General features: G+C 65.7%; 23 protein-coding genes. 17 read left to right on the top strand and 6 right to left on the bottom strand.

The window, feature by feature from the left end:
* The first annotated feature begins 7 nt into the window (after positions 1–7).
* The 6 genes from hisB to hisI all read left to right on the top strand — a co-directional run bounded on the left by hisB (position 8) and on the right by hisI (position 3,999).
* Entirely contained in the window at positions 8–622 is a 615-nt protein-coding gene (hisB, locus tag MHEC_RS12615; RefSeq protein WP_099869060.1) for an imidazoleglycerol-phosphate dehydratase HisB, read from the top strand.
* Entirely contained in the window at positions 619–1,239 is a 621-nt protein-coding gene (gene hisH / locus MHEC_RS12610) for an imidazole glycerol phosphate synthase subunit HisH (protein ID WP_048893407.1), read from the top strand. Before hisB ends, hisH begins: the two co-directional genes overlap by 4 nt.
* A 91-nt stretch (positions 1,240–1,330) precedes the next feature.
* Entirely contained in the window at positions 1,331–2,065 is a 735-nt protein-coding gene (gene priA / locus MHEC_RS12605) for a bifunctional 1-(5-phosphoribosyl)-5-((5-phosphoribosylamino)methylideneamino)imidazole-4-carboxamide isomerase/phosphoribosylanthranilate isomerase PriA (protein WP_048893408.1), read from the top strand.
* 2 nt (positions 2,066–2,067) lie between these two features.
* Entirely contained in the window at positions 2,068–2,868 is an 801-nt protein-coding gene (locus MHEC_RS12600) for an inositol monophosphatase family protein (RefSeq protein WP_048893409.1), read from the top strand.
* Position 2,869: 1 nt separating this feature from the next.
* On the top strand, positions 2,870–3,655 hold the full coding sequence (gene hisF, locus MHEC_RS12595; protein WP_048893410.1) for an imidazole glycerol phosphate synthase subunit HisF: 786 nt from the start codon (positions 2,870–2,872) through the stop codon (positions 3,653–3,655).
* Positions 3,652–3,999: a phosphoribosyl-AMP cyclohydrolase gene (gene hisI, locus MHEC_RS12590; protein WP_048893411.1), complete on the top strand. Its 348-nt coding sequence runs from the start codon at positions 3,652–3,654 to the stop codon at positions 3,997–3,999. The genes hisF and hisI overlap by 4 nt, the downstream gene beginning before the upstream one ends.
* A gap of 338 nt (positions 4,000–4,337) precedes the next feature.
* Here the strand turns inward: hisI and MHEC_RS12585 are convergent, their stop codons facing one another.
* Entirely contained in the window at positions 4,338–6,074 is a 1,737-nt protein-coding gene (locus tag MHEC_RS12585) for an IS1634 family transposase (RefSeq protein WP_099869058.1), read from the bottom strand.
* Between the two features lie 378 nt (positions 6,075–6,452).
* Between MHEC_RS12585 and MHEC_RS12580 the strand changes: the two genes are divergently transcribed.
* Together MHEC_RS12580 and MHEC_RS12575 are read left to right on the top strand one after the other, a co-directional pair.
* Positions 6,453–7,436 (top strand): NAD-dependent epimerase/dehydratase family protein, encoded by a 984-nt coding sequence (locus MHEC_RS12580; RefSeq protein WP_048893665.1) that lies wholly within the window; start codon positions 6,453–6,455, stop codon positions 7,434–7,436.
* A gap of 140 nt (positions 7,437–7,576) precedes the next feature.
* Positions 7,577–8,647, top strand: coding sequence for a hypothetical protein (locus MHEC_RS12575; RefSeq protein ID WP_048893666.1), 1,071 nt, complete (start codon positions 7,577–7,579; stop codon positions 8,645–8,647).
* Here the strand turns inward: MHEC_RS12575 and MHEC_RS12570 are convergent.
* The 4 genes from MHEC_RS12570 to MHEC_RS12555 all read right to left on the bottom strand — a co-directional run bounded on the left by MHEC_RS12570 (position 8,631) and on the right by MHEC_RS12555 (position 14,199).
* On the bottom strand, positions 8,631–9,851 hold the full coding sequence (locus tag MHEC_RS12570) for a peptidoglycan DD-metalloendopeptidase family protein (protein WP_048893667.1): 1,221 nt from the start codon (positions 9,849–9,851) through the stop codon (positions 8,631–8,633). The two genes, MHEC_RS12575 and MHEC_RS12570, sit on opposite strands and share 17 nt — an antisense overlap.
* Positions 9,852–9,876: 25 nt before the next feature.
* Positions 9,877–10,803, bottom strand: coding sequence for a class I SAM-dependent methyltransferase (locus MHEC_RS12565; protein ID WP_048893668.1), 927 nt, complete (start codon positions 10,801–10,803; stop codon positions 9,877–9,879).
* Positions 10,804–11,636: 833 nt separating this feature from the next.
* The gene (locus MHEC_RS12560; RefSeq protein ID WP_048893669.1) at positions 11,637–12,548 is read right to left on the bottom strand and encodes a class I SAM-dependent methyltransferase; all 912 of its coding nucleotides are present in this window, start codon (positions 12,546–12,548) and stop codon (positions 11,637–11,639) included.
* A gap of 151 nt (positions 12,549–12,699) precedes the next feature.
* A complete protein-coding gene (locus tag MHEC_RS12555; protein ID WP_048893670.1) occupies positions 12,700–14,199 on the bottom strand; it encodes a serine hydrolase domain-containing protein in 1,500 nt (499 codons plus the stop codon).
* Between the two features lie 1,702 nt (positions 14,200–15,901).
* Here MHEC_RS12555 and MHEC_RS12550 point away from each other — a divergent pair.
* Positions 15,902–17,302 (top strand): IS1380 family transposase, encoded by a 1,401-nt coding sequence (locus tag MHEC_RS12550; protein ID WP_048893886.1) that lies wholly within the window; start codon positions 15,902–15,904, stop codon positions 17,300–17,302.
* A 321-nt stretch (positions 17,303–17,623) separates the two neighbouring features.
* Here the strand turns inward: MHEC_RS12550 and MHEC_RS12545 are convergent, their stop codons facing one another.
* The gene (locus tag MHEC_RS12545; RefSeq protein WP_048892277.1) at positions 17,624–18,094 is read right to left on the bottom strand and encodes a peroxiredoxin; all 471 of its coding nucleotides are present in this window, start codon (positions 18,092–18,094) and stop codon (positions 17,624–17,626) included.
* Positions 18,095–18,144: 50 nt separating this feature from the next.
* Between MHEC_RS12545 and MHEC_RS12540 the strand changes: the two genes are divergently transcribed.
* The 8 genes from MHEC_RS12540 (at position 18,145) to MHEC_RS12505 (ending at position 25,362) form a co-directional block, all read left to right on the top strand.
* On the top strand, positions 18,145–19,692 hold the full coding sequence (locus MHEC_RS12540) for an anthranilate synthase component I (RefSeq protein ID WP_048892278.1): 1,548 nt from the start codon (positions 18,145–18,147) through the stop codon (positions 19,690–19,692).
* Positions 19,679–20,338, top strand: a complete 660-nt coding sequence (locus tag MHEC_RS12535) for a TIGR02234 family membrane protein (RefSeq protein ID WP_172442131.1) — start codon at positions 19,679–19,681, stop codon at positions 20,336–20,338. Before MHEC_RS12540 ends, MHEC_RS12535 begins: the two co-directional genes overlap by 14 nt.
* Positions 20,339–20,418: 80 nt before the next feature.
* Complete coding sequence (gene trpC / locus MHEC_RS12530; protein WP_048892279.1) at positions 20,419–21,237, top strand: indole-3-glycerol phosphate synthase TrpC; 819 nt, start codon at positions 20,419–20,421, stop codon at positions 21,235–21,237.
* A 65-nt stretch (positions 21,238–21,302) separates the two neighbouring features.
* Complete coding sequence (gene trpB / locus MHEC_RS12525) at positions 21,303–22,574, top strand: tryptophan synthase subunit beta (protein ID WP_048892280.1); 1,272 nt, start codon at positions 21,303–21,305, stop codon at positions 22,572–22,574.
* Positions 22,571–23,383 carry a tryptophan synthase subunit alpha gene (gene trpA / locus MHEC_RS12520; protein ID WP_048892281.1) on the top strand — a complete coding sequence of 271 codons (813 nt, stop codon included), beginning with the start codon at positions 22,571–22,573 and terminating at the stop codon, positions 23,381–23,383. The genes trpB and trpA overlap by 4 nt, the downstream gene beginning before the upstream one ends.
* On the top strand, positions 23,380–24,513 hold the full coding sequence (locus tag MHEC_RS12515; RefSeq protein WP_048892282.1) for a prolipoprotein diacylglyceryl transferase: 1,134 nt from the start codon (positions 23,380–23,382) through the stop codon (positions 24,511–24,513). The genes trpA and MHEC_RS12515 overlap by 4 nt, the downstream gene beginning before the upstream one ends.
* 44 nt (positions 24,514–24,557) lie before the next feature.
* The gene (locus MHEC_RS12510; protein WP_048892283.1) at positions 24,558–24,947 is read left to right on the top strand and encodes an NINE protein; all 390 of its coding nucleotides are present in this window, start codon (positions 24,558–24,560) and stop codon (positions 24,945–24,947) included.
* On the top strand, positions 24,937–25,362 hold the full coding sequence (locus MHEC_RS12505; protein WP_048892284.1) for a DUF2752 domain-containing protein: 426 nt from the start codon (positions 24,937–24,939) through the stop codon (positions 25,360–25,362). The genes MHEC_RS12510 and MHEC_RS12505 overlap by 11 nt, the downstream gene beginning before the upstream one ends.
* The last annotated feature ends 134 nt before the right edge of the window (positions 25,363–25,496 follow it).

The following is a 25,496-nucleotide window of genomic DNA, read 5'->3' as shown; positions in this document are numbered from 1 at the left end:
GAGCGTCATGACTACCAATCGCCGCGCGCGTGTCGAACGCAGTACCAAGGAATGTGACATCGTCGTGGAAGTCGACCTCGACGGCACCGGGCAGGTCGACGTCGACACCGGGATCCCGTTCTACGACCACATGCTCACTGCGCTGGGCAGTCACGCCAGCCTCGATTTGACGGTGCGCGCCAAGGGTGACGTCGAGATCGAAGCGCACCACACCATCGAAGACACCGCGATCGTGCTCGGCCAGGCGCTCGGGCAGGCGCTCGGCGACAAGACAGGCATCCGCCGGTTCGGCGACGCCTTCGTCCCGATGGACGAGGCGCTGGCCCACGCCGCCGTCGACGTGTCCGGCCGGCCCTACTGTGTACACACCGGCGAGCCGGATCACTTGCGGCACTTCACGATCGCCGGCAACACGGTGCCGTATCACACCGTGGTCAATCGGCACGTCTTCGAGACGCTGGCGGCCAACGCCCGCATCGCGCTGCATGTGCGCATCCTCTACGGGCGCGACCCGCATCACATCACCGAGGCGCAGTACAAGGCCGTCGCACGCGCATTGCGCCAGGCCGTCGAACCTGATCCCCGGGTGTCCGGGGCGCCGTCGACCAAAGGCAGCCTGTGACCCGAAAGTCGGTGGTGGTCCTCGACTACGGCTCGGGCAACCTGCGTTCCGCGCAGCGGGCGCTCGAACGCGTCGGGGCTTCGGTGACGGTGAGCGCCGACCCCGACGCCGCCTCGCGGGCCGACGGTCTGGTCGTGCCCGGTGTGGGCGCGTTCGCGGCCTGTATGGAAGGGCTTCGGAAAGTCAACGGCGACAAGCTGATCGCTGAACGAGTCGCTGCCGAGCGGCCGGTATTGGGCATCTGTGTGGGCATGCAGATTTTGTTTGCGCGGGGGATCGAGTTCGGCGTCGAATCACTCGGTTGCGGGCAGTGGCCAGGAGCGGTCACCCGACTCGATGCCCCGGTGATTCCGCACATGGGCTGGAACGTGGTGACGGCCGCACCGGGCGGCGCGCTGTTCAAAGGCCTGGACGCGGACACCCGCTTTTATTTCGTGCACTCATATGCGGCGCAGCGCTGGGAGGGCGCGGCCGACGCGCTGCTGACGTGGGCCAGCTACCACGTGCCGTTTCTGGCCGCGGTCGAGGACGGTCCGCTGGCCGCCACCCAGTTCCACCCGGAAAAGAGCGGCGACGCCGGCGCGGTCCTGCTGAGCAATTGGGTCGAGGGGCTATGACGATGACGCCCTCCGCGAAAGTGCATTCCACGACCCAAACAGCGAGAAAAGGTGTGGCTAGTTGCACTTTGGTGCTAGGAGAGGGCTACCGATGCCGTTAGTTGTGCTACCGGCCGTCGACGTGGTCGACGGGCGCGCGGTGCGCTTGGTGCAAGGTCGCGCCGGCAGCGAAACCGAGTACGGCTCGGCGCTCGACGCGGCGCTGGCCTGGCAGCGTGACGGCGCCGAGTGGATTCATCTGGTCGATATCGATGCCGCGTTCGGCCGTGGGTCCAACCGCGAACTGCTGGCCGAAGTCGTGGGCAAACTCGACGTTCGAGTTGAGCTCTCGGGCGGCATCCGCGACGACGAGTCGCTGGCCGCGGCGCTGGCCACCGGGTGCGCCCGGGTCAACCTGGGCACCGCCGCATTGGAAAACCCGCGATGGTGCGCTCAGGTGATCGCCGAGCATGGCGAACGGGTGGCCGTCGGCCTGGATGTCCGAATTGTCGACGGTCAGCATCGGCTGCGCGGGCGCGGCTGGGAAACCGACGGCGGCGACCTCTGGGACGTGCTGGAACGCCTTGTTGTCCAGGGCTGTTCACGTTTTGTGGTCACCGACGTCAGCAAGGACGGCACGCTCACCGGCCCCAATCTGGATTTGCTTCGCGCGGTCGCGGAACGTACCGACGCCCCGGTGATCGCATCCGGCGGGGTGTCCAGCCTGGACGACCTGCGCGCCATCGCCACCCTGGCCGGCAGCGGGGTCGAGGGCGTCATCGTTGGAAAAGCACTCTACGCTGGGCGATTCAGCTTGCCCCAGGCGCTGGCGGCGGTGCGGGAATGACGATGGATCTAGACGCACTGGTGGCCGAAGCGTCGGCGATTCTGGACGAGGTCAGCGAGCAGTTTGTCGCCGGACATCGCGCCCACTCGGCGGTCAGCAAAAGGGGCAACGACTTCGCCACCAAAGTCGACCTGGAAATCGAACGCCGGGTCGTCGACGCGCTGGTCCAGGCGACCGGAATCGACGTCCACGGCGAGGAATTCGGCGGCGCGGGCGTCGACTCATCCTGGGTGTGGGTGCTCGACCCGGTCGACGGGACGTTCAACTATGCCGCCGGCTCGCCGATGTCGGCGATGTTGTTGGGGCTCTTGCACAACGGCGATCCGGTGGCCGGTCTGACCTGGTTGCCGTTCACCGGGCAGCGCTACACCGCGGTGGTCGGTGGTCCCTTGGTCAAGAATGGCGTGCCGCAGCCGCCGCTGGAGCACACCGACCTCGCTCATTCGATCGTCGGTGTCGGCACGTTCAACGCCGACTCGCGGGGACGCTTCCCGGGGCGGTTTCGGCTGGCGGTGCTGGAAAATCTCAGCCGGGTGTCGTCGCGGCTGCGGATGCACGGCGCCACTGGCATCGACCTCGCCTACGTCGCCGACGGAATTCTCGGTGGGGCGATCAGTTTCGGCGACCATGTCTGGGACCATGCGGCCGGGGTGGCCCTGGTGCGGGCAGCCGGCGGCATCGTCACCAACCTCGCCGGCGACCCGTGGACACCGGAAGCCCGGTCGGCGCTGGCCGCCGCACCCGGTGTGCACGCCGAGATGCTCGCAATTTTGCGGCGCACCGGCGGTCCGGAGGACTACTGACATGTATTGCGGTGACGGCCTTGCGGTGCGGGTGATCCCGTGCCTGGATGTCGACGACGGCCGGGTGGTCAAGGGCGTCAACTTCGAAAACCTGCGCGACGCAGGCGACCCGGTTGAACTCGCCGCGGTCTACGACGCCGAGGGTGCCGACGAGCTGACCTTTCTTGACGTCACCGCGTCGTCGTCGGGGCGGGCCACCATGCTCGAGGTGGTACGGCGCACCGCCGAGCAGGTATTCATCCCGCTCACCGTCGGCGGCGGCGTGCGGTCGGTGGCCGATGTCGACGCGCTGCTGCGCGCCGGCGCCGACAAGGTGTCGGTCAACACCGCCGCGATCGCGCGCCCGGAGTTGCTGGGCGAGATGGCGCGTGCGTTCGGTTCGCAGTGCATCGTGTTGTCGGTGGACGCGCGCACGGTGCCGCCCGGCTCGCCGCCGACGCCGTCTGGCTGGGAGGTCACCACGCACGGTGGTCGGCGGGGCACCGGCATCGATGCCGTCGAATGGGCAGCCCGCGGCGCCGAGCTCGGGGTGGGCGAGATACTGCTGAATTCGATGGACGCCGACGGTACCCAAGCCGGCTTCGACCTGCCGATGCTGCGCGCGGTGCGGGCCGCGGTCACCGTGCCGGTGATCGCCAGCGGCGGCGCTGGGGCGGTGGAGCACTTCGCGCCCGCGGTGTTCGCGGGCGCCGATGCGGTGTTGGCCGCCAGCGTGTTTCACTTCCGGCAGCTGTCGATCGGTCAGGTGAAGGCGGCCATGGCTGCGGAGGGAATCACGGTGCGATGACGCTCGATCCCGGTATCGCCGCGCGGCTCAAGCGCAACGCCGATGGACTGTTTACCGCCGTCGTGCAGGAGCGCAGCAGCGGCGATGTGCTGATGGTGGCGTGGATGGACGACGACGCCCTGGCCCGCACCCTGGAAACCCGTGAGGCGACCTACTTTTCGCGGTCACGCCGCCAGCAGTGGGTCAAGGGCGCAACCTCTGGGCATACCCAACACGTGCATTCGGTGCGGCTGGATTGCGACGGTGACGCAGTGCTGGTGGTGGTCGACCAAGTCGGTGGTGCCTGTCACACCGGCGACCACAGCTGTTTCGACGCCGACGTGCTGCTGGGTCCTGTTGAGTGACTACGGCGGCAGCCCCGAAATGGTGCGGCTGTTGCGTGTCGCCTGTCCCAGCGTGGGGCGTGCAGGCGCCGTGGTGTCGGCTGCGGCGGAGCCTCGTGAACAGGTGTCCGGCTGGGCGTTGCCGCGAGGTTGACACCGAAGCCGCCCGCCTAGAGCTCCACTCGCCGTATTCGAGCTGCGCGGTGTATGCGGGGTCGAGCTCTGCACGCATTCTTGGGCGTACGCCATGCGCTGCCATGGACCACTCGAGACTACTTCGCCCGCCCCCTTAGCCCGAAGTTCCCCCTGGTGTGGAGCGGTTTAGTGGGTTGAGCTGGGGTTTTGTGTTGGTGTGCTGACTACGCGAGTCCGTGGCGGTGTGAGACGCCGAGTAGTTCGAAGGCTCGCCGCTGTAGTGGGGTGGGGTTGGTGATCTTGGTGAATGCCGGCAGGTCGTCGGTGGGCTGGATGTGGTTGGCGCAGATGGTGGCCAGGTCGGCGAGCAGGCTGGTGAAGCTGTGCACCGGGTAGTCGTTTTCGGTGCGTTTGCGCGCTGCCTTGGCCAGCGCTTGATCGGAGCGTTGGGCGGGAGCGACGGGGTCGGCACGTTTGGCGGCGGCGGCGGCGGGTTTGTCGTTGTCCTGGAAAAGGATTGGTGCGAGGGCTTGTTTCATGTGCCAGCTGATGTAGTAGGACAGCATCCGTAGGAGCATGTGCGCGCGCACCCGATCGGCGAGGCGGTGCCGGATGGGTCGCACGTCCAGTTCGGTGTTGAGGGTGCGGAAGAACCGTTCGACGTCGGCGAGGTCCTTGTAGCGCAGCACGACCTCGTCGCGCTGCAGTGTCTGGTCGGGCAGGCTGGTGCGAAGCACGTAGATGCCGTCGAGGGCGGCCTCGGCGGCGATGGCGTCCTGGTTGCGGGAGAAACTGAACGCTTCGTCGGTGATTTGCAGGTCAAAATGCTTGGCCATCTTGAACTTGTTGCGCACCTTGCCCACCCGCAGCGCGATCTTGTCCCGCCCGCGTAGTGGTCGTTTGGCGCGGCGGGTGGCCTCGGCGATGGTCTGTAGTTCGTGTTCGGTGGCCGCCAGCAGCTCGCCGCGTTTGCGGGCACGCTCATCAGCCAGGGCGGGGTTGTGGCAGCACACCAGCCGCTCGCCGGGGTAGTCGGGGTGGGTGATCTCGAACAGGTTCTGCTCGTCGAACAGCGACAGCTGCAGCGCCCCGTCGTCGACCAATGCCTTGATCTGCGGGGCGCGCAGCGCGCTGATCCAATCCAACTGCGCCGGGTGCAGCTCGTCGCGGATGCGCGCGCTGGTGAGCATGCCCCGATCCCCCACCAGGGCGATGGTGGTCAGCCCGAACCGGGTCTTGAGCTTGGTGATCTGGGCGCCCAGGGTTTTCGGGTCGGCGGTGTTGCCGTCGAACACCTCAATGGCGATCGGCACCCCGGCTGGTGAGCACAGCAGCCCGTAGACGATCTGCAACCGGCCTTTGACCCCGTCGCGGGCATGCCCGATTTTCCCTAACGGGCAGGTGTGGCCCTCGAACGCCGCCGAGGACACGTCATAGAGCACCAGGGTTCCGTTGGCCAGATGCCGTGCGGCCAACGAGTTTTCGATGGCATCCTGGCGCTCGACCACCCAGTCCATCGCGTCATACAGGTCATCCTCATCGGCACCCGCCACGCCCAGCACCGCACCCAGGGTGCTGGTGGCGGTCTCGATGCGCAGCCCGCGCGCCATCGCCAGCTTGGAGCCCGGCTCGATCACCGACGCGGCCAGCATGGCGCACACCAAGTCCCGGTTACGCGACGGGGCGGGGTCGATCAGCTCGGCCATGCCCAGCTTGGCGGCGGTGCCCAACACCGCGGCCACATGCCCGTGCGGCAGGCTGCGGGTGATGTCAAACGCCCCGGCCAGATCGCCCGTCCCCGGCAGGCCCTTGAGCGCGCGCTGCAGTTTGTCCACCTTGTGCTCGGGCCAGCGCGACAGGTTGGCCAGCGTGCGGGTTTTCACCTTGCCGTTCTCGCGGTAACTTTCGCGCAACAGCACCGCCGGCGGTGATCCACGGTTGGGCACCCGCGTCACGTACATGATTACTTTCTAGCACAACAGCAGTACGAGAGTAGCGAATTTAGAAAATGACACGCCGAACAAGTCTTGCGAATACATGATTACGCCTTGCCGGCACATGAACACTGAAACACCTGCTCACAAAGCAGAAAGGAAATCAGCCCCCTCTCAGAAGGGGGGAACTTCGGCTTAGCGGAAGGCACAAGCAAAACGGAGACCGTGCCCTGCGTCGAGCGTTATATCGCCGGGAGATCTACCGCGCCGTCCGCTAACCCAGCAGAAAAACCACCCAGCTCTCTGCCCGAATACAAAGGCGTCTGCAATCAAGTCGGATCGCTGACTAAGCCGGCGATTATCGATTAAGCTCACACCTCAGATAGCAGGCGAGAGACCAACCAGATGGAAATACTTGTCACGGGTGGCGCAGGCTTCCAGGGAAGTCATCTTTGCGAGTCGCTACTGGCCGACGGGCATTGGGTCACTGTCCTGAATACGCTATCAAAGAGTGCCACCCGAAACACGAATGACTTTCGTTCGCACGAGCGAGCGGCCTTTATCTGGGGTTCGGTGACCGATAGAGAAACGGTCCATCGCGCGGTGCGCGAGCACCACGTCGTTTTTCATCTGGCCGCCAATATCAACGTCGACCAGTCTCTCGGTGATCCAGAGAGCTTTCTCGAAACCAACGTCATCGGTACCTACCGTGTGCTCGAGGCGGTACGGCGCTACAAGAACCGCCTGATCTACGTGTCAAGCTGCGAAGTATATGGCGACGGACACAATCTGCGAGAGGGCGAGCTTCTTGACGAGAGCGCAGAGCTGAAACCGAACAGCCCTTACGGTGCTTCCAAGGCAGCGGCCGATCGGTTGTGCTACTCCTACTACCGGTCCTACGGCCTTGACGTCACGATCGTTCGGCCATTCAACGTATTCGGGGTGCGCCAGAAGACTGGGCGGTTCGGCGCGCTGATTCCACGACTTGTCCGTCAGGCCATCAACGGCGAAAACCTCACGATCTTCGGCGACGGCTCGGCAACCCGCGACTATCTGTACGTGAGCGATATCGTCCGTGCATATAACCTCGTGTTGCAAAGCCCGGCACTTCGTGGACAGACGATCAATTTCGCGAGCGGCAAAAACACCCGGGTCAAGGACATCGTCGAGTACATCGCCAGAAAGTTCGACGCCAAAATCACACATCGTGAAGCACGCCCCGGCGAAGTCGCTCGTTTCCCGGCCAACATCGACCTCGCTAGGAGCATCGGATTCAGGCCCGAAGTTGGTATCTGGGAGGGCATCGACCGCTATATCCAATGGGCGAAGGATCAGCCGCAATATGCCTACGAGCAAGACGGGTTTAACGGCGTGCTGTCTGCCCGGTGAGCCACGCGATTACGGGTCTCAGAAATGGTGTCTTAGCGCAGCTCATCGCAGTTAGGTGGTGAAACGGTTGCATTCTCCATGCGGTTGGGTGCTGCGGCATCGTCACGGAGCAAGGAACTGGGATGAATAGTTCTGCTGAGATGTCGATGCGTCGCGGCGATTTCGATGGCGAGTTTTTGACATCGCTGCGCGCCGAGATCGACGCGTGGAGTGCGCATGAGGCGCTGGCGGAGTTAGTTGCGATGTTCGGCGGAGTTTTCCCGCGGCACGACAATCTGGCCGCCCGGTTGGCCTTCCTGGATGAGTTCAGCGGGGTATGGGACTACCGGGGCCGAACCAGGGCACGTCCGGCCGGGAAGGGGGTGCAGAGCCAAGACGCTGACGGCGGGGCACGGTGGATGATCCCCCGTCTCGACCTGCCGGATGGCCAACTGGAGACGATCGCGACGCTGGCGCAACAGCTGGGCCTGACAGATGAAACAACGCCGACCGAAACAGCGTTCGACTACCTCCTGGTGATCGGCACCGGACGTTACTCGAACATGCTTCGGGCACGGTGGGCGCGGGAACTGGCTGCGCAGATTCGCGTCGGCCAGATCGTGCTGGCCGCCGCTTCTCGGCACCTATTGCCGTCGGAAGAGGACGCGATCGCGTCCTGCGCGCCGGGCGCGCGCACCGAATTCGATCTGCTGGCGGCCGCAGCGGCCGACGCGTTCGGGGTGGATACCCGCGAAGCCGTACGACATGGGCGGCAGCGGGTTGACGAGCCGCATCGGGGCCACATGGTCTGGTGCTTCGACGAAGAAAGCAATGACCTCGGGCTGCCGATCGCACTGCTCGAGGCACCGTCGCCGGACCCCAAAAACCGCCGCGCCACCTCCGCGGATACCTTCACCTTTACCGCGCGGACCCTGGATATGCAGCAATCGAGTTGTCTATTGGTGACCGGTCAGCCGTTCGTCCCCTATCAGAACTTTGACGCGTTGCGAACTCTGACCCTGCCGTTCGGAATTGTTATCGAAACGGTGGGCTTCGGCATCCACCGCTACGAAGGACTGCACGACATGGATGTGCAGCATCCCGCCAAACTGTTACAGGAGGTCCGTTCAACGATCCGGGCCGGCCGCAGTCTGCTGGAACGGGTCGAGGCTTACGAACGAACAGCCCAGCGCGCGGCGCTGAGGTCGCCCGAGATTACTCGTCGGCAGTGATGGTGCATGGTGTGACGGGCGGATAGCTGCCCGATACCGCGCGCAACCGCCCCGGCGGTGGCCAGGGTCGCAGCCCCATGTTGCCCAAATAGCGCAGCGGATTGACGTGCGCGCCCCGAACCCGCGTCTCGAAGTGCAGGTGACCATCTGTTGATTGGCGTTCGGCACCGAGGCTGCCAATCCGGGTTCCCGCAGTTATTCGATCACCGACCGCGATATGTCTGGCGTCGCCAGGCCGAAACACGTAACGGATTTCGGCATCGCCGTTCGAGATGTTCACCGAGTACAGGAAGTTAACTTCGCTTGCGCAGCAAACAGTTCCAGATATGACGGCGTAGATTGGGCTGCCGATGTCAGCAACGAAGTCGATACCGGGATGAAAACCGTCCGCGCTGGGTCCGTACCCCCGGCCAATCGCGCGTGGCTCCGCCTCAATCGGCAGCCGTGCCGACGGCTCGGTCCGGTCGAAGTCGCCGCGCACCCGCCGCTGGTAGTCGGCTTTGAGCAGGTCAACTTCGTCAAGTGCATAGCCGAACAACAGAGACCGATCATAGGCCACACCGAAGTTGTGCCGAAAATCCGGATCGAGCCGCATGTAGTGCTCGACTCGTGAGATCCGTTCGCGCAGCGTCGACCAGCCATTGTGTGTCAAGCGGATTCCGTTCAGCTGCCCTATCCGACCGTGATCGGTGATGTTGGCCGGCCAGTGTGAATTGTGCATTAACTTCTCGCCCGGGTACAGACCCGGGTACCAACGCCAAAACGGCCCCCGCAGCGCCTCGGCGGTGCCCATCACCGGCACCATGTCCGGGTACTCTGGATCATCCCAGCGGGAAACCATCGGGCACATCAGCGCCGCTACGTCGTTGGGTGTGCGCGCAAGCACCTCACGGATGTTGATGTCCATCTGGAAAGTCCAGTCGGCGTCGACCATCACGATCCAGTCTGGGCGACAGAAATCGGCCATCCGGTAGAGCAGCTCAAGTCCGGTGGACTCGGGGATCAGCCACGGTGTCGACGGTAGATCTGCCCGGGCGCGAACAACATTGGTGACGGCGGGGTGGTTCGCCAGAATCGCAGCGGTGTCGTCGGTGCTGCGGTCGTCGATCGCGTAGATGTCGTCGCTGAACGTCGCCAGCGAGTCCAAGGTGTCGGCCAAGGTTTCCCCGGCATTGTGGGCGCGTGTTATCGCCAGAATCCGCATCCTGGTGTCCACTAGGTCGCGTGTATCACGCGAGAACCGAAATGTAGTAGGTGGGCTTGTCGGGAGGTGCGACGCCATTGCCGGGCATTGCGGGCAGGTCGTAATTGGCCAATAGCTGCGCTGCCGTGATCCCCTTCGATCGCCACCCGTGGTTGTCGAGGTAGTCAGAAACATCGCTGCGGGGCCCGGAATAGTTCAGCGACCAGATATCGAGGTCGAATCCGTGGTCGCGCCAGGTGCGAGTTGCGCTGCGGATGATCTCTTCCACCCGGCCGGAATCCAAGTCCGACGACCCCACGAACGTCTCCATCGCCATCCGGCTTCCCGGCGCGCTGAGGTCGGTGACGTTGTCCAGTAGCCGATCCTGGGCTTCCGGGGGCAGATAGCCAAACAGCCCTTCGGCGATCCAGGCGGTCGGTAGCGCCGGCTCGAATCCGCTGTGCAGCAGCGCGGCTGGCCAGTCGTGACGCAGATCGGCCGGCACCATCCGCAGATGTGCCGTCGGCTCGGCACCCAGCTGTGCCAACGTTTCGGCCTTAAACTGCAGCACGTACGGTTGATCGATCTCATACACGGTCATGCCCGGCGGCCACGGCAATCGGTAGCCGCGCGCGTCGAGCCCGGATGCAAGGATCACCGCCTGCCGAATCCCGGCGGCTGTTGCGTCCGCAAAAAACTGATCAAAATAACGAGTGCGGGCCACCAACTCGGTGGTCATTCGCTGTAAACCCCAGGCCGCTTCCGGATTATCGACATCGGACGCGTGAAGCTCTCCGGTGGCCCATCTGATAAGGAATTCAATACCCACCGCGCGGACCAACGGCTCGGCGAACCGGTCCTCGATCAACGGCTCGGCCGAATTGGTAGCCCTCGCGCGCCCCGCCGCCACCAGGGTGGCGGTCGCGCCGACATGGCTGGCCAGATCCCAGGTGTCGCCGTCTCTGCGCATCACGATCCTCCCTCTAAACGCATTCGGTGCGCGCAACGATCGACATCCCGCCCGCCACCGTGGTCACGGGACGACCTGTCAGTTAGTCCGACGTGGCGCAGTTGTGCAACCTGGCCGCCGACATACCCAACTCGGGGCGGGCTTTCGCCGTTCTTGCATTCCGCAGCCAATTCGTTCGCCCGGCGCAATTTGCGCACAAGCGAGGCGCCGTCCCCGTCCACAGCCACGGACAGTTCCTTCGTCGTGAGATGTCAAGCACAATTATCGTCAAAGAAGCACGTACAAAGGGCATATTGAACGAAACTACTCAGCCTGATCAGCCGACGGCGATAGGGATGCGGCGCTGCCTGTCGTTGACGCGCCGCTGATATTCGACCGGAGCGATTGTCAGGGGCGCCGCACCGGTGCAGTGCGGGTAAGCGGATGAGTTGTGCTGGACCGTGGTGTCGACGACGAACCGTCGGCTGGCCGTGCGAACAGTCGGGCGCCGGTGATGACGGGCACTGCGTGCTGACAACCCGGCCAGTCACGGTTGCGCACAGGGGCTGCGCGCGATCGCAACGCGGCTCCTGCCGGGTGATTTCGGCCCTGGACGTGCCCGTGCTTCCCTGGTCGCGCAACCAGTTAGGTGTCCCCGATCTGGGTCAATCCGTAAATTAACTTCGGTTAGGATTTGACACGCTCGCGGCCCGCGGTCCTCGACGAAGCGCAGTGCGGTGCGAATGTATTGCGGCACCCGATGAGCGACCGCACAACTGTCTCGGCGGCCGTCGCGGAGCGCAGTGTGTCATGGCGCCGCGTCGATACGATTGCCACGCAGTCCACCGCGCGACCGATCACCGCGGCTGGCCGGTCAGGGCGCCGCGAATGAAAATGGTGTCGTCGTCGTCCGGAGCGGGCACATCGAGGCCGCTGCGCTTGAACAGTTCTGCTAGCGGCACGCCTTCGAGCTGCCAGCCCTTGGCGCCGAGGTAGTCGAGTACGTGGTTGCGTTGGCCGGTGTAGACCAACGCAGCCAAGTCGACATCCACACCATGGTCGCGGAATGGGTTGGATATCGTCCGCGCTCGCTCGGCGTCGAAATCCACTATGCCGGTGACGAATTCGGTGGCTACCATGCTCCCGGGCGCGCTGAGTGCGGTGATGTTGTCGAACAGCCGGTCCTGGTCCTCCGGCTTGAGATAAATCAGTAACCCCTCGGCCAGCCACGCCGTCGGTGCTGCAGAGTCGAGTCCGGCGGCTTGCAATGCCGTCAGCCAATCGGCGCGCAAGTCGATAGGCACCGTGCGCCGAGTGGCGGAGGGTTCGGCGCCCAGGTCGGCCAAGGTCGTCGTCTTGAACTCCAGCACGCGGGGTTGGTCGATCTCGTACACCACTGTTCCGGTCGGCCACGGCAGACGGTAGGCCCGGGCATCCAACCCGGACGCGAGGATCGCCACTTGCCGGATTCCGTCGTTGGTGGCATGGAGGACGTAGTCGTCAAAGTACTTCGTGCGGACCGCGTTGCCGTCGACCATCGCCCGTGCCACTCTCGGTGAGACCTTCGCGATCGCTGACATGTCGAGTTCGCCGTCCATCAACTTGGTAAAGAAATCCACGCCCACGGCACGGACCAGAGGTTCGGCGAACGGATCGTTGATCAAACCGCGCGGATCCTTGGAGGCCACCGCGCGCCCGGCCGCGACAATGGTCGCGGTCAGCCCGACACCGGACGCCAGATCCCAGTTGTCGTCATCGGTGCGGGCCATAGCCCACCTTAGCCGTAACGATGGCCCGGTGACCGTGCCGGTGCTCCGACCTATGACCGGCTAATCGGCTCGCCGCGTTCTGCGTGGCACTGGCGGCAGAGAACGCCGACTTCGCCAAGCTGCCTACGCTGCTGAATTGATCTGTGGCGTCCTATTGACGTCGGAACAGGCGCCCGTGCTGGCTGCAGAACCAGGCGATGTTGCCGTCCGGTCCGCGAACGAAGTTGGATCGACTGCCAGTGGGCTTGTTGTCGGGTCCAAGGTCGAGCCCATAGTCCGGCCGGTAGAAGGCGAGACCCAGTTTGACGCTATTTCGACCATCCGGTGTGGCGTCGCCAGCAGTCATGGTTCCCGCGAGCTGGCCGTCCCAGGCCCGCAAGTCGATGACCGTTTGTTCGAGCCTGCCATTTTGCGAGATTTGGTCGGCGACATAGCGGCCCTCATAGGGCGCAAGGTCGGCGGCGGCAAGGTGTAGCGGTGTCGCGGGCAGGTTGGTGATCCCGGCGAATCTGTGCAATGCCCAGTCGCAGGCGAAAAGGTCGTTGATCAGATGAAATCCGCCATCAGAGTTGGTGAGCACGGTCATGGCGAAGTTGCGATCGGGCACCATGAAGAAACCGGAGCGCTGCCCCTTCCAGGTACCGCCGTGCTCAACGATGGTCACATTCTCCGCGGAGGGCCGCAGCATCCAGGTCACGCCCATCCCGGTCAGCTCGACCCAAAGTGTGCCGCCCGGGCCCGGGTTCGAGCGCATTGCCTCCAGCGATTGTCGGCTCAGAACCTGCTCGCCGTTACGTGCCCTGCCGTCGCCGAGGTGGAACCGTGCGTAGCGCAGCTGGTCCCGCGCTGTGGACATCAAGCCACCGGTGGGGTTGCAGCTGCGCGGGAATGCCCAAAAGCCGGTATTAACAATGGGTCTGCCGTTCACCACGCTGTGCGATGCCGCCACATTCAAACCGATTATTTGGTCGGTAAAGTAGCGGGTGTGAGCCAGCTGCAGCGGGTCAAGCAGCATCCTCTGCACCGCAGACTCATAGGTTGTTCGGGTGACAAGCTCGATGATGCGGCCCGCCACCACAAGACCCGAATTGTTATACGTGAAGGTGGTCCCCGGCGGAGTCAGCTGCGGTAAACGTGTCATCGAGTTGACGTAGCGCGTCACCGCGTCATCGCCGGGCCCGAAGTCCTGCCCATTGCGACCAGCCCAGCCTCCGGTGTGGTTAAGCAGTTGGCGCACGGTCACCGTGGCGCTGACTGACTCGTCGGCCACGGCGAAGTCGGGGATGTAGCGGCGCACAGGTGAATCCAGGTCGACCTTGCCCTGCTCTACCAGCCGCATCATCACGGTGCCGGTGAAAGTCTTCGTAGTGGAGCCGATCCGGAAGACGGTGTCGCCGTCGACGGGCAACGGATGGTCGACATTGGTGACCCCGTAGCCCTTGACGTACTCTTGGCCACCGGCCCAGACAGCAACTGCGACACCCGGAATCGCATAGGCCTTCATGCCCGCGTCGATCTTGGCATCGAGTTCGTCGAACGCTAAGCCGAGGCCTGTGCAGTTAGCGGTTTCAACCACTGCAGCGACGATTTCGTACGACAGTCGATCCGGGGCACCTACGTTTTCGGTTATAGCTGCCCGACCATGGCGAATTGCCCCCTATCACGTCAGGCCATACCATCTGCGAATCTGGTGGCGCTGGCCGTCGTAGCCGGCGTGGTTTCACATAAGTTCCTCCGCGATACCGAGTCCGCACTGTGCGCAGACCCGTGCCGAGGGATCGAGATCATCGGCGAACATAACGACGACCCGGCCCGTGGCGGCTGATCTGAATGGCTTCGCGGCTGGTATGCGGTTCGCCAGCTAGCGCGGAAAGCTCGTCTTCGGCGTCAAGCGGTACCGTCCACATGCGCATCAATATAGCGGGAGCTCCCTAAACATCGCGAAGCTTCGGAGTGGGTGCGCTTGAGCCGGCTGTTGGTGTGACGCGCCGGGGCCGCAAGGGCCTGCTGCAGTGGATTTGGTTGCACCGCTTGGGCGTCACGACAGATTCGGCAAGCCCGACGCTGGTGATCCTGATGACGGTCATCGGCGTACGACTAGGTCGCGGCCACCGCGGCTCGGGCCAAGTCGGCGCGCTGAACCCTGGGCTCGATGCGGGCTGTGCCGGCCTCTTCCACGTCGATCACCGTCCGATTGCTCAGCGCTGCCGGCACTCGGAACGAAAGTGCCCTTCGCCGGTGACGATCGCCGGCAGTGCATCGGCATCTGTTAATCCGTTGGCGCGTATGGCTTCAATTTGCGGGCCGTAACGGCGCAACACCAGTCAAATGTTGAAACGCGGTGCAACCCAACGCGTATTGATCGGTTTGTAGTTTAAGGTCGGCGCCACTTCAGTTGTTCGGGCGCGGCGCAGCCGGTTGTCCCGACCACCATGGTGATGGCAGTCAGGTCGCCGATGTCGCCGAGTTGGCAAGCGATGAGGAAGTCGGCCAGTAGGATGTGCGGCCGCCGCGGGCCGGGTCACCCAGCAGGGCATTCGCGGGCTTAACGTCACGATGCAGCAAGCCCGCGAATGAGCGTAATCGAGGGCGTCGGCGACCGCGAAGATGGTCCCGACGACCTCCGCGTGCGGCATCCCGGATGGATGTCGCCTGCGCATCCCTGCGCGCGAGTCGGGAATGTTGCACCAGAAACGTCTCGCCCATCCCGTCGGAGCCCCGCGGTCGCAGGCCGGTGAAGGTCTCGCCGTTCGACCGGGGCATCACCGCTATGCCGAGGATCGCACCCGCCGCGTCGACGCCGAACGCGTGCTGAACAACGCACGCATCGCCGAACGCGACCAACCGACAACGCCTAACTCAGTCGACGTCGGAAACCGCCTACCCCAGACTGCCCGGTGTGCCGGCCGGAACCTGCATCCCCAGCCAGTTGCACGGAATCCACGTCCGCCATGCGATGAACGCACACTGCTGCTCTGGTGTCAGCGGGCTCGGCCCGGCGCACGGGACATCAGGCCCGCCGCATGGCGCCGGTGGCGCAGGATCAGCGTGGGCCGTCCGAGCAGCTCCGATCAGGCCACCGAAAGCGACGCCGATGAAGACAGAAATCGCCGCGATTGCCCTCCTCATGGCAATTCCTTCCTGTGTGCAACGGCCCAGCAGTGACTACGACCACCGGATGCTCCCGGCCCACAGAGAGTGCGGCGGGTTGCACAGCCGCAGCAGTGGCTTAGCCTGAATCCGTGGAAGGTCGGTCTTTGGTGATCGGCGTGTGAACAGTGAAAACGCCTTCCGAGCTGGGACAATAACGATTGTCGAAGTCGAAACAGTCCCTGCTCGGGAAGGCATTTCCAGTGCAATCAGCATACACGTTTAGCACCGAGTCCGCCGTGTTCGACGAGCAGAATTTGGTGTCGGCGGCGGGTTTGGTGCCGGTGCTGGAATTGGCTGAGCAGAGCGGTCTTTCGCGGTTGATCGGCGAGCACATCGATCTGCCCAGCACCCGGGTGGCCTCGGGCGCGGTCAATGCGGCCGGCAAGCTGACCACGATCATCGCGGGCATGATGTGCGGGGCGGACAGCATCGACGATGTGAATGTGCTGCGCGCCGGCGGCACGCCGCGGGTCTTCGATGAGGTGTATGCGCCCTCGACGCTGGGGATCTTCCTGCGCGAGTTCAGCTTCGGGCATTCCAACCAGCTCGCCGCGGTGGCCCGCGAGCATCTGGTGGCACTCGCGGCGCACACCCCGCTTTTGCCCGGCATCGAGCAGCGCGCGTTTTTAGACATCGACTCGCTGCTGCGCCCGGTCTACGGACACCACAAGCAGGGCGCCTCGTTCGGGCACGCCAAGATCGCCAGCCGCGCGCTGCTGCGATTGGGCCTTTCACCGCAGATCACCACGCTGTCGACCGCGCAGGCGCCGCCGGTGATTGCCGAGGCGCGGCTACGCAGCGGGCGGGCCGGCTCCGGGCGTGCGGCGGCCCGCCAAGTCAAGCAGGCCATCACCACCGCCCGCCGGTGCGGCGCGGGCACCATCATGCTGCGCGGCGACTCGGCGTTCGGCACCAAGAAGGTGATGGCCACCTGCGTTGCCGAAGGTATCGAATTCTCCGTGTCGGTGGCCCGAAACAAGCGCATCAGCACCGCCATCGCCGGCATCGGCGAGCACGCCTACACCCCGGTGCACTACCCGGGCGCGGTGGCTGACCCCGACACCGGCGCGCTGATCTCTGATGCCCAGGTCGCCGAAACGCCCTACACGCTGCGCCTGGGCGGCGGGCGCACGCTCACCGTCCGGCTGATCGTGCGCCGTGTCAAAGATGCCCGCTACCCCGACGCGCTGTTTGCGGTGTGGCGCTATCACCCATTTGTGACCAACTCCGATTTGCCCACCGCCCAGGCCGACATCACCCACCGCCGCCATGCCATCATCGAGACCACCTTCGCCGACCTCATCGACGGCCCATTGGCTCATATCCCCTCTGGGCTGTTTGCAGCCAATTGCGCCTGGCTGGCCTGCACGGTGATCGCGCACAACCTGCTACGCGCCACCGGCACCCTCGCCAGCGGTGAGCACGTCGTCGCGCGCGGTGCGACCCTGCGCCGCGACCTGGTCAACATCCCAGCCCGCTTCGCCGCGCCCGCCCGTAAGCCGATGTTGCACCTGCCCGCGCACTGGCCATGGCAGATCGGGTGGAAAACCCTGTGGAACAACATCATCGGTCACAGTCCGGCGATCCCACGAGCAGGGTGAACGCCACCTCCCGTGCCCAACTGCCATCCCAGGCCCGACCCCGAAGACACAGGAAAGCTGGTGCAGGCCAGCGGCTCAATTATGCCCACCCCATTCCCAACCGCCCCAATCGTGCAGAAACCAGCCCCGCGACGACACCAAATCACTCATCCACGGATTCAGGCTTAGCCATTGGTTCCCTCTCGATGCAGCAGATGCTAGAAGCGGTCACCGGCAGCTTGTGTGTTTTTGCATATCCCGTAGCAAAGCCGGATTGTGCGGGCCGGCAGCACGAAGGGATGGGCCCGGATGGTGGGGCCAAGGTGGTTGGTGTGGCCGCGGTTAACCCGACTGCCCCGCCCGCGCCCGCAGCGTGGCCAACGCCTTGTCCGCGTGGGAGCTGAAATTGAACTCGCTGCCGATCACGTCGAGCACCTTGCGGTCGGTGCCGATGACGAAAGTGGTGCGTTTGACCGGCATCAACTTCCCCAGCAGTCCGCGTTTGACTCCGAACTGCGCAGCCACCGTTCCGTCGGCGTCGGACAGCAGCGGGTAGTCGAACCCGTGATCGCCGGCGAACTTGGCTTGCTTGTTCACCGGGTCGGTGCTGATGCCCACCCGCTGGGCGCCCACCGCGGCGAACTCGCTGCCCACATCGCGGAAGTGGCAGGCCTCCCGCGTGCAGCCGGCCGTTCCGGCGGCGGGGTAGAAGAACAGCACGACGGGCCCGTCGGCGAGCAACTCGCTGAGCTTGCGGGGCGTTCCCGTCTGATCGGGCAGTTCGAAGTCGGGCGCGGTGTCACCGGTTTTCATGGCGGTCACGCTACGCCGCCGGCATCGCAAACGTCTGGGAAGATAACTGCATGCAGGCCGAACTCGCCGCCGCCACCACGTCGCGGGAGACGTTCCGGGCGCTGGCGGCCGAGCATCGGGTCGTGCCGGTCACGCGCAAGGTCTTGGCCGACGCGGAGACCCCGCTGTCGGCCTACCGCAAGCTGGCCGCCAACCGGCCGGGCACGTTCCTGTTGGAGTCGGCGGAGAACGGCCGGTCGTGGTCGCGGTGGTCGTTCGTCGGCGCCGGGGCGCCGTCGGCGTTGACGGTGCGCGACGGCCAAGCGGTGTGGCTGGGTGCGGTGCCGCAGGACGCGCCGACCGGCGGCGACCCGCTGCAGGCGCTGCGCGCCACCCTGGAGTTGCTGGCTACCGCCCCGCTGCCGGGGCTTCCGCCGCTGTCGGGCGGCATGGTCGGGTTCTTCGCATACGACCTGGTGCGGCGGCTCGAGCGGCTGCCCGAGCTGGCGGTCGACGACCTGCATCTGCCCGACATGCTGTTACTGCTGGCTACCGATCTCGCCGCGGTCGACCACCACGAGGGCACGATCACGCTGATCGCGAACGCGGTGAACTGGAACGGCACCGACGAGCGCGTCGACGAGGCCTACGACGACGCGATCGTGCGGCTGGACGTGATGACCGCCGCACTGGGCCAGCCGCTGCCGTCGACCGTGGCCACCTTCAGCCGGCCCGAGCCCAAACACCGTGCCCAGCGCACCGTCGAGGAATACGGCGCGATCGTCGACTATCTCGTGCGCCAGATCGAGGCCGGCGAAGCCTTCCAGGTGGTGCCCTCGCAGCGCTTCGAAATGGACACCGACGTCGAACCCATCGACGTGTACCGGATCTTGCGGGCTTCTAACCCCAGCCCGTACATGTATCTGCTTCATGTGCCGAATGACGTTGGCGGAACAGATTTTTCGATCGTCGGCTCTAGCCCGGAAGCACTGGTGACCGTGCACGACCGGTGGGCGACGACGCATCCGATCGCCGGAACGCGGTGGAGGGGACACACCGACGAAGAGGACATCCTGCTGGAAAAGGAGCTGCTCGAAGACGACAAAGAGCGCGCCGAACACCTGATGCTGGTTGATCTGGGCCGCAACGACCTCGGCCGGGTCTGCGTGCCGGGAACGGTGCGCGTCGAGGATTACAGCCACATCGAGCGCTACAGCCATGTCATGCACCTGGTTTCGACCGTGACCGGGATGCTGGCCGACGGCCGCACCGCGCTGGACGCCGTGACGGCCTGCTTTCCCGCCGGCACGTTGTCCGGCGCCCCGAAAGTGCGGGCGATGGAGCTGATCGAAGAGGTAGAAAAGACCCGCCGCGGCCTCTACGGCGGTGTCATCGGCTATCTCGACTTTGCCGGCAACGCCGATTTCGCCATCGCCATCCGCACCGCGCTGATGCGCAACGGCACCGCGTACGTGCAAGCGGGCGGCGGGGTGGTGGCCGACTCCAACGGGCCCTACGAGCACACCGAAGCGACGAACAAGGCCCGCGCGGTGCTGGGCGCCATCGCCGCCGCCGAGACGCTTACCGCGCCCGACACCGGCGGCAATGGCGAAGCCTAAGCGGCGGCGCAGACCGATCGTTGCGACCGCCCAGCTGTTGCTGGCGGTCGCCGCCTGCGGACTGTGGGCGGCGGCGCGGCTGCCGTGGGTCGTCGTGCGCTCGTTCGACGGGCTCGGGCCACCCAAGACCGTTACCGTTTCCGGCGCGACGTGGTCGGCGGCGCTGGTCCCGCTGGCGGTGCTGCTGCTGACCATCGTGCTGGCCGCACTGGCGGTGCGGGGATGGCCGTTGCGGCTGCTGGCCGTGCTGGCGGCGGCCGCGAGCCTGGCCAGCGGCTACCTGGCCATCGGCTTGTGGGCGTTGCCCGACGTGGCGGTGCGTGGCGCCGAACTGGCCCATGTCCCGGTAGTCACGCTGGTGGGCAGCGAGCGTCGCTACTGGGGGGCGGTGATCACCCTGGCCGCCGCGGTATGCGCGTTGGCCGGCGCGGTGTTGCTGATGCGCTCGGCGGCGGGGGCGGCGACGACCAAATACGCGAACCGGGCCGCACGCCGGTCCACGGCGCGCAGCGATGACGATGCGATGTCGGAGCGCGTGATGTGGGATGCGCTCGACGAAGGCCGCGATCCGACGGATCGGCCCGGCGAACCGGCAGCGCAGCCGGATCCGGATCCGCGACACGAAGCTGACACCGAGGGTCGGTGACGGGCCGCACGCTCTCGGTCGCTACCCTTCGATGGACGCCGTCAACAAACTCGCGGGGCCCGGCGAAAGGAACCGACAGCATGAGTTCGGCAACCGTGCTCGACTCCATCCTGGAGGGAGTCCACGCCGATGTTGCCGCCCGTGAAGCCGTGGTCAGCCTGTCCGAGGTCAAAGCGGCCGCCGCCGCAGCACCGCCGCCGCTTGACGTCATGGCGGCGTTGCGTGCGCCGGGGATCGCGGTCATCGCCGAGGTCAAGCGCGCCAGCCCGTCGGCGGGTCAGCTCGCGCCCATCCCCGATCCGGCGAAGCTGGCCCGCGCATACGAGGACGGCGGCGCGCGCATCATCAGCGTGGTCACCGAGGAGCGGCGCTTTTACGGCACGCTGGCCGATCTCGATGCGGTGCGCGCCGCGGTGTCGGTGCCGGTGCTGCGCAAAGACTTTGTGGTTTGTCCCTACCAGATTCACGAGGCCCGGGCACACGGCGCCGACATGCTGCTGCTGATCGTTGCGGCGCTCGAGCAGCCCGCGTTGGTGTCGATGCTGGACCGCACCGAGTCGTTGGGCATGACCGCTCTGGTGGAGGTGCACACCGAAGAAGAAGCCGACCGGGCTTTGAAGGCCGGCGCGCGGGTGATCGGGGTCAATGCCCGCGATCTCACGACGCTGGAAGTCGACCGCGATTGCTTTGCCCGGATCGCGCCCGGTCTACCCTCCGACGTGATCAGGATCGCCGAGTCGGGGGTCCGCGGTACCGCCGATCTGCTGGCGTACGCGGGTGCCGGTGCGGACGCGGTGCTGGTGGGCGAAGGCCTGGTCACCAGCGCTGATCCCCGGGCCGCGGTCGCCGATCTGGTCACCGCAGGCACCCACCCGTCCTGCCCGAAGCCGGCCCGCTAGCCGCCCGTGGGCCCACTGGCCGGAAGCATGAACTCGATGAACTCGTTGCGCGTTGAGCCTTGGTGATGGCAGATCTTTCCGGCCCGGAGCTTCCTCGCTCCAGTGCGGCCGTCGCCGAACCGACCCGCCACGACCCCGACAGCCGTGGCCATTTCGGTGTGTACGGTGGCCGATTCGTCGCCGAGGCGCTGATGGCGGTCATCGAGGAAGTCACGGCCGCCTACGACAAGTCCCGCACCGACCAGGAATTCCTCGACGCCCTCGACAAATTGCAGGCGAATTACGCGGGCCGGCCGTCGCCGCTGTACGAGGCTCGCCGGCTCAGCGCGCATGCGCACGGGGCCCGCATCTTCCTCAAGCGAGAAGACTTGAACCACACCGGTTCTCACAAGATCAACAATGTGCTCGGCCAGGCCTTGCTGGCGCAGCGGATGGGCAAGACGAGGGTGATCGCCGAGACCGGCGCCGGACAGCACGGGGTGGCCACTGCCACCGCATGCGCGTTGCTCGGGCTGGACTGTGTCATCTACATGGGTGCGGTCGATACCGCGCGCCAAGCCCTCAACGTGGCGCGGATGCGGCTGCTGGGCGCCGAGGTCGTGTCGGTCGAATCCGGTTCGAAGACCCTCAAGGACGCCATCAACGAAGCCTTCCGGGATTGGGTGACCAACGCCGAGAACACCTACTACTGTTTCGGTACCGCCGCCGGTCCGCATCCCTTCCCGACCATGGTGCGCGACTTTCAGCGGATCATCGGGCTCGAGACGCGGGTGCAGATCCAGGACCAGGCGGGTCGACTGCCCGACGCCGTCACCGCGTGCGTGGGTGGGGGATCGAACGCCATTGGGATCTTCCATGCATTTCTCGACGATCCAGCAGTTCGGCTGGTGGGATTCGAGGCCGCAGGCGACGGCGTCGAAACCGGTCGGCACGCCGCGACCTTCACCGGCGGGTCACCCGGTGCGTTCCACGGCTCGTATTCGTATCTGCTGCAAGACGACGACGGCCAGACCATCGAATCGCACTCGATCTCGGCGGGCCTGGACTATCCCGGGGTAGGGCCGGAACATGCGTGGCTGCGGGAAACCGGACGCGCCGAGTACCGGGCCGTCACCGATGCCGAGGCGATGGACGCGTTCGGGCTGCTGAGCCGCAGCGAAGGCATCATCCCGGCGATCGAATCCGCACATGCGGTGGCCGGCGCGCTGCAACTGGGCGCCGAGATGGGCAGCGGCGCAGTGATTGTGGTGAACTTGTCCGGCCGCGGTGACAAGGACGTCGAGACCGCCGCACAGTGGTTCGGCCTGCTCGATACGCGAGGCGACAGCCACTCATGACGGTGAAGCAAAGCGAAACAAGCCGATTGGCACCGCTTTTCACGACGTGCCGAGACAGCGATCGGGCGGCTCTGATCGGATACCTGCCGACGGGGTATCCCGACGTGCAGACCTCGATCGCGGCGATGATCGCGCTGGTCGAATGTGGCTGTGACCTCATCGAAGTGGGTGTGCCCTACTCGGATCCGGGCATGGACGGCCCAACCATCGCCGCAGCGTCCGAAGCGGCACTTCGCGGCGGGGTGCGGGTCCGCGACACGCTGACCGCCGTCGAGGCGATCAGTGCCGCCGGTGGTCGTGCGGTGGTGATGACGTACTGGAACCCGGTGCTGCGCTACGGGGTTGACGCGTTTGCCCGCGACTTGGCCGCGGCCGGAGGGTATGGACTCATCACGCCCGACCTGATTCCCGACGAGGCGGAACTGTGGTTGGCCGCGTCCGACGAGCACGGTCTGGATCGCATCTTCCTGGTCGCCCCGTCGTCGACACCCCAGCGCCTGGCCGCGACCGTCGAGGCGTCGCGGGGCTTCGTCTACGCGGCGTCGACGATGGGCGTGACCGGAGCACGCGATGTGGTGTCGCGAACCGCGCCCGAATTGGTCCGCCGGATACGGGCGGTGTCTGACATCCCGGTCGGTGTCGGCTTGGGAGTGCGGTCACGACAGCAGGCCGCCGAGATAGCCAGCTACGCTGACGCCGTCATCGTCGGTTCAGCGCTGGTGTCGGCTTTAGCCGAGGGCACGCCGACGTTGTGCGCACTGGCCGGAGAGCTGGCTACCGGTGTGCGGCAAAGGAATTCCTCACCATGACGACGATCCTCGCCTACTTCCCGAGCCCGCCACGCGGGGTGTGGCACCTGGGCCCGATTCCCATCCGCGCCTATGCGCTGTTCATCATCGCCGGCATCGTCGTTGCGCTGCTGATCGGGGATCGACGCTGGGCGGCGCGCGGCGGCGAGCGTGGCGTCATTTACGACATCGCGCTGTGGGCAGTGCCTTTCGGGCTGGTCGGCGGCCGGCTCTACCACCTGATCACCGACTGGCGCACGTATTTCGGCGGCGGCGGTGCAGGGCCCGGGGCGGCACTGCGGATCTGGGACGGCGGATTGGGGATCTGGGGCGCGGTGGCGCTGGGCGGTGTGGGCGCGTGGATTGCGTGCCGCCGCCGCGGCATCCCGCTGCCGGCCTTCGCCGACGCGGTGGCTCCGGGGATCGTGCTGGCGCAGGCGATCGGCCGGCTCGGGAACTATTTCAACCAGGAACTCTACGGCCGCGAGACCACGCTGCCGTGGGGCATGGAGGTGTTCTACCGGCGTGATCCGTCGGGATTCGTCGACGTGCATTCCCTCGACGGCGTGTCGACCGGCCAGTTGGCGATGGTGGTGCAGCCGACATTCCTCTACGAACTCCTTTGGAATGTCTTGGTATTCGTCGCGCTGATCTACATCGACCGGCGGCTCAACATCGGCCACGGTCGCCTGTTCGCGCTCTATGTCGCCGGCTATTGCGTGGGCCGCTTCTGCATCGAGCTGCTCCGCGACGACCCGGCGACCCACATCGCCGGGATCAGGATCAACTCGTTCACATCGACGTTCGTCTTCATCGGCGCGGTGGTCTACGTGATGTTGGCGCCGAGGGGACGCGAGGATCCAGCCAGTCTCGGCGCCGATCGCACGGCCGTGGAGGAGGAACCGGCGCCAGAGCCGGCGACCGAACTTGCCGCTGTCGCGTCGGGCGCGGCGGGGCCGACCGGTCACGACGCCGACGGGCTCGCCGAGTCGGCCGAGACAACGGGGGACGCCGAAGCGACAGGGCACGCTGACGCACATGAGGCCCCCGGCGACGACGCGGCCGAACCCGTCGACGACCCCGGCGACGACCGGGCCGACGAACCCGAACCCACAGATGCTGAGCCGCGGGAGCCCGAAACGGAGTCCTGAGCGGACGGGCCCGCGACCACGGGCCGATCTGGCATGCTGAAGGGATGACGGACTCGCCGCAGCAAGGTCCCCCCGGTGGCGATTGGCACCCGGCGAGTTCCCCGCCGCCCTACCGGCCACCCGGCGGTTATGTCGATCCGAGTGCGCCCTACGGTAGGCATCCGGTGACCGGGGAGCCGTTGTCGGATAAATCCAAGGTCGTCGCCGGGCTTTTGCAGCTGATCGGGTTGCTGGGGTTCCTTGGGTTCGGGCGTATCTACCTCGGCTACACGGGGCTGGGCGTCGCACAGCTGTTGATCGGGTTGTTCGTGGCGATTCTGACCCTCGGTTTCGGCGCCGTCGTTCCGGTGATCTGGGGCATCGTGGACGCGGTTTTGATCCTCACCGACAAAGTGCGCGACCCGCAGGGCCGCCCACTGCGCGATGGCACCTAGCCGATTACCCGAGAACGCCCGATCGAGCGGTCGGCGTCGTCGATACGGCCGGCTCGGCTGCGGCGTGCTGGTGACCGCTGCCGTGACCTATCTAGTCCTGGTCGACCCGCACAATCCGCATTCGCTGTTTCCGCTGTGCCCCTTCAAGGCGCTTACCGGCTGGAATTGCCCGATGTGCGGCGGGCTTCGGATGCTGCATGACGTGCTGCACGCGGACCTGACGGCGGCCATCGCCGACAACGTTTTCCTGCTTGTCGGGCTGCCGATGCTGGCGGCGTGGATCCTGCCTCGCCGCCGACAGCATCCGGTGCTGCCGATACCCGCGGTGCTGACCGTCGCCGCCGCGGCGATCGCCTGGACGGTGTTGCGCAACCTGCCCGGTTTCCCGTTGGTTCCGACAGTTACCGGCGGGTAAACCAATGGGATTGAATTCGGTTCGCACACAACAACAATCGGCTAATCCCAGGGAGCTGGCACCGCTGACGTGTGAGCCATCTCCCGCGCCCGGGGGAGCGTCAACGCGAGCTTTGGCCGACAAGCGCGACTATG

This window comes from Mycobacterium heckeshornense (assembly GCF_016592155.1).
Lineage (GTDB): Bacteria > Actinomycetota > Actinomycetes > Mycobacteriales > Mycobacteriaceae > Mycobacterium > Mycobacterium heckeshornense.
The sequence above is the reverse complement of the archived record's forward strand: the minus strand, read 5'-3'. Positions and strand labels throughout refer to the sequence as shown.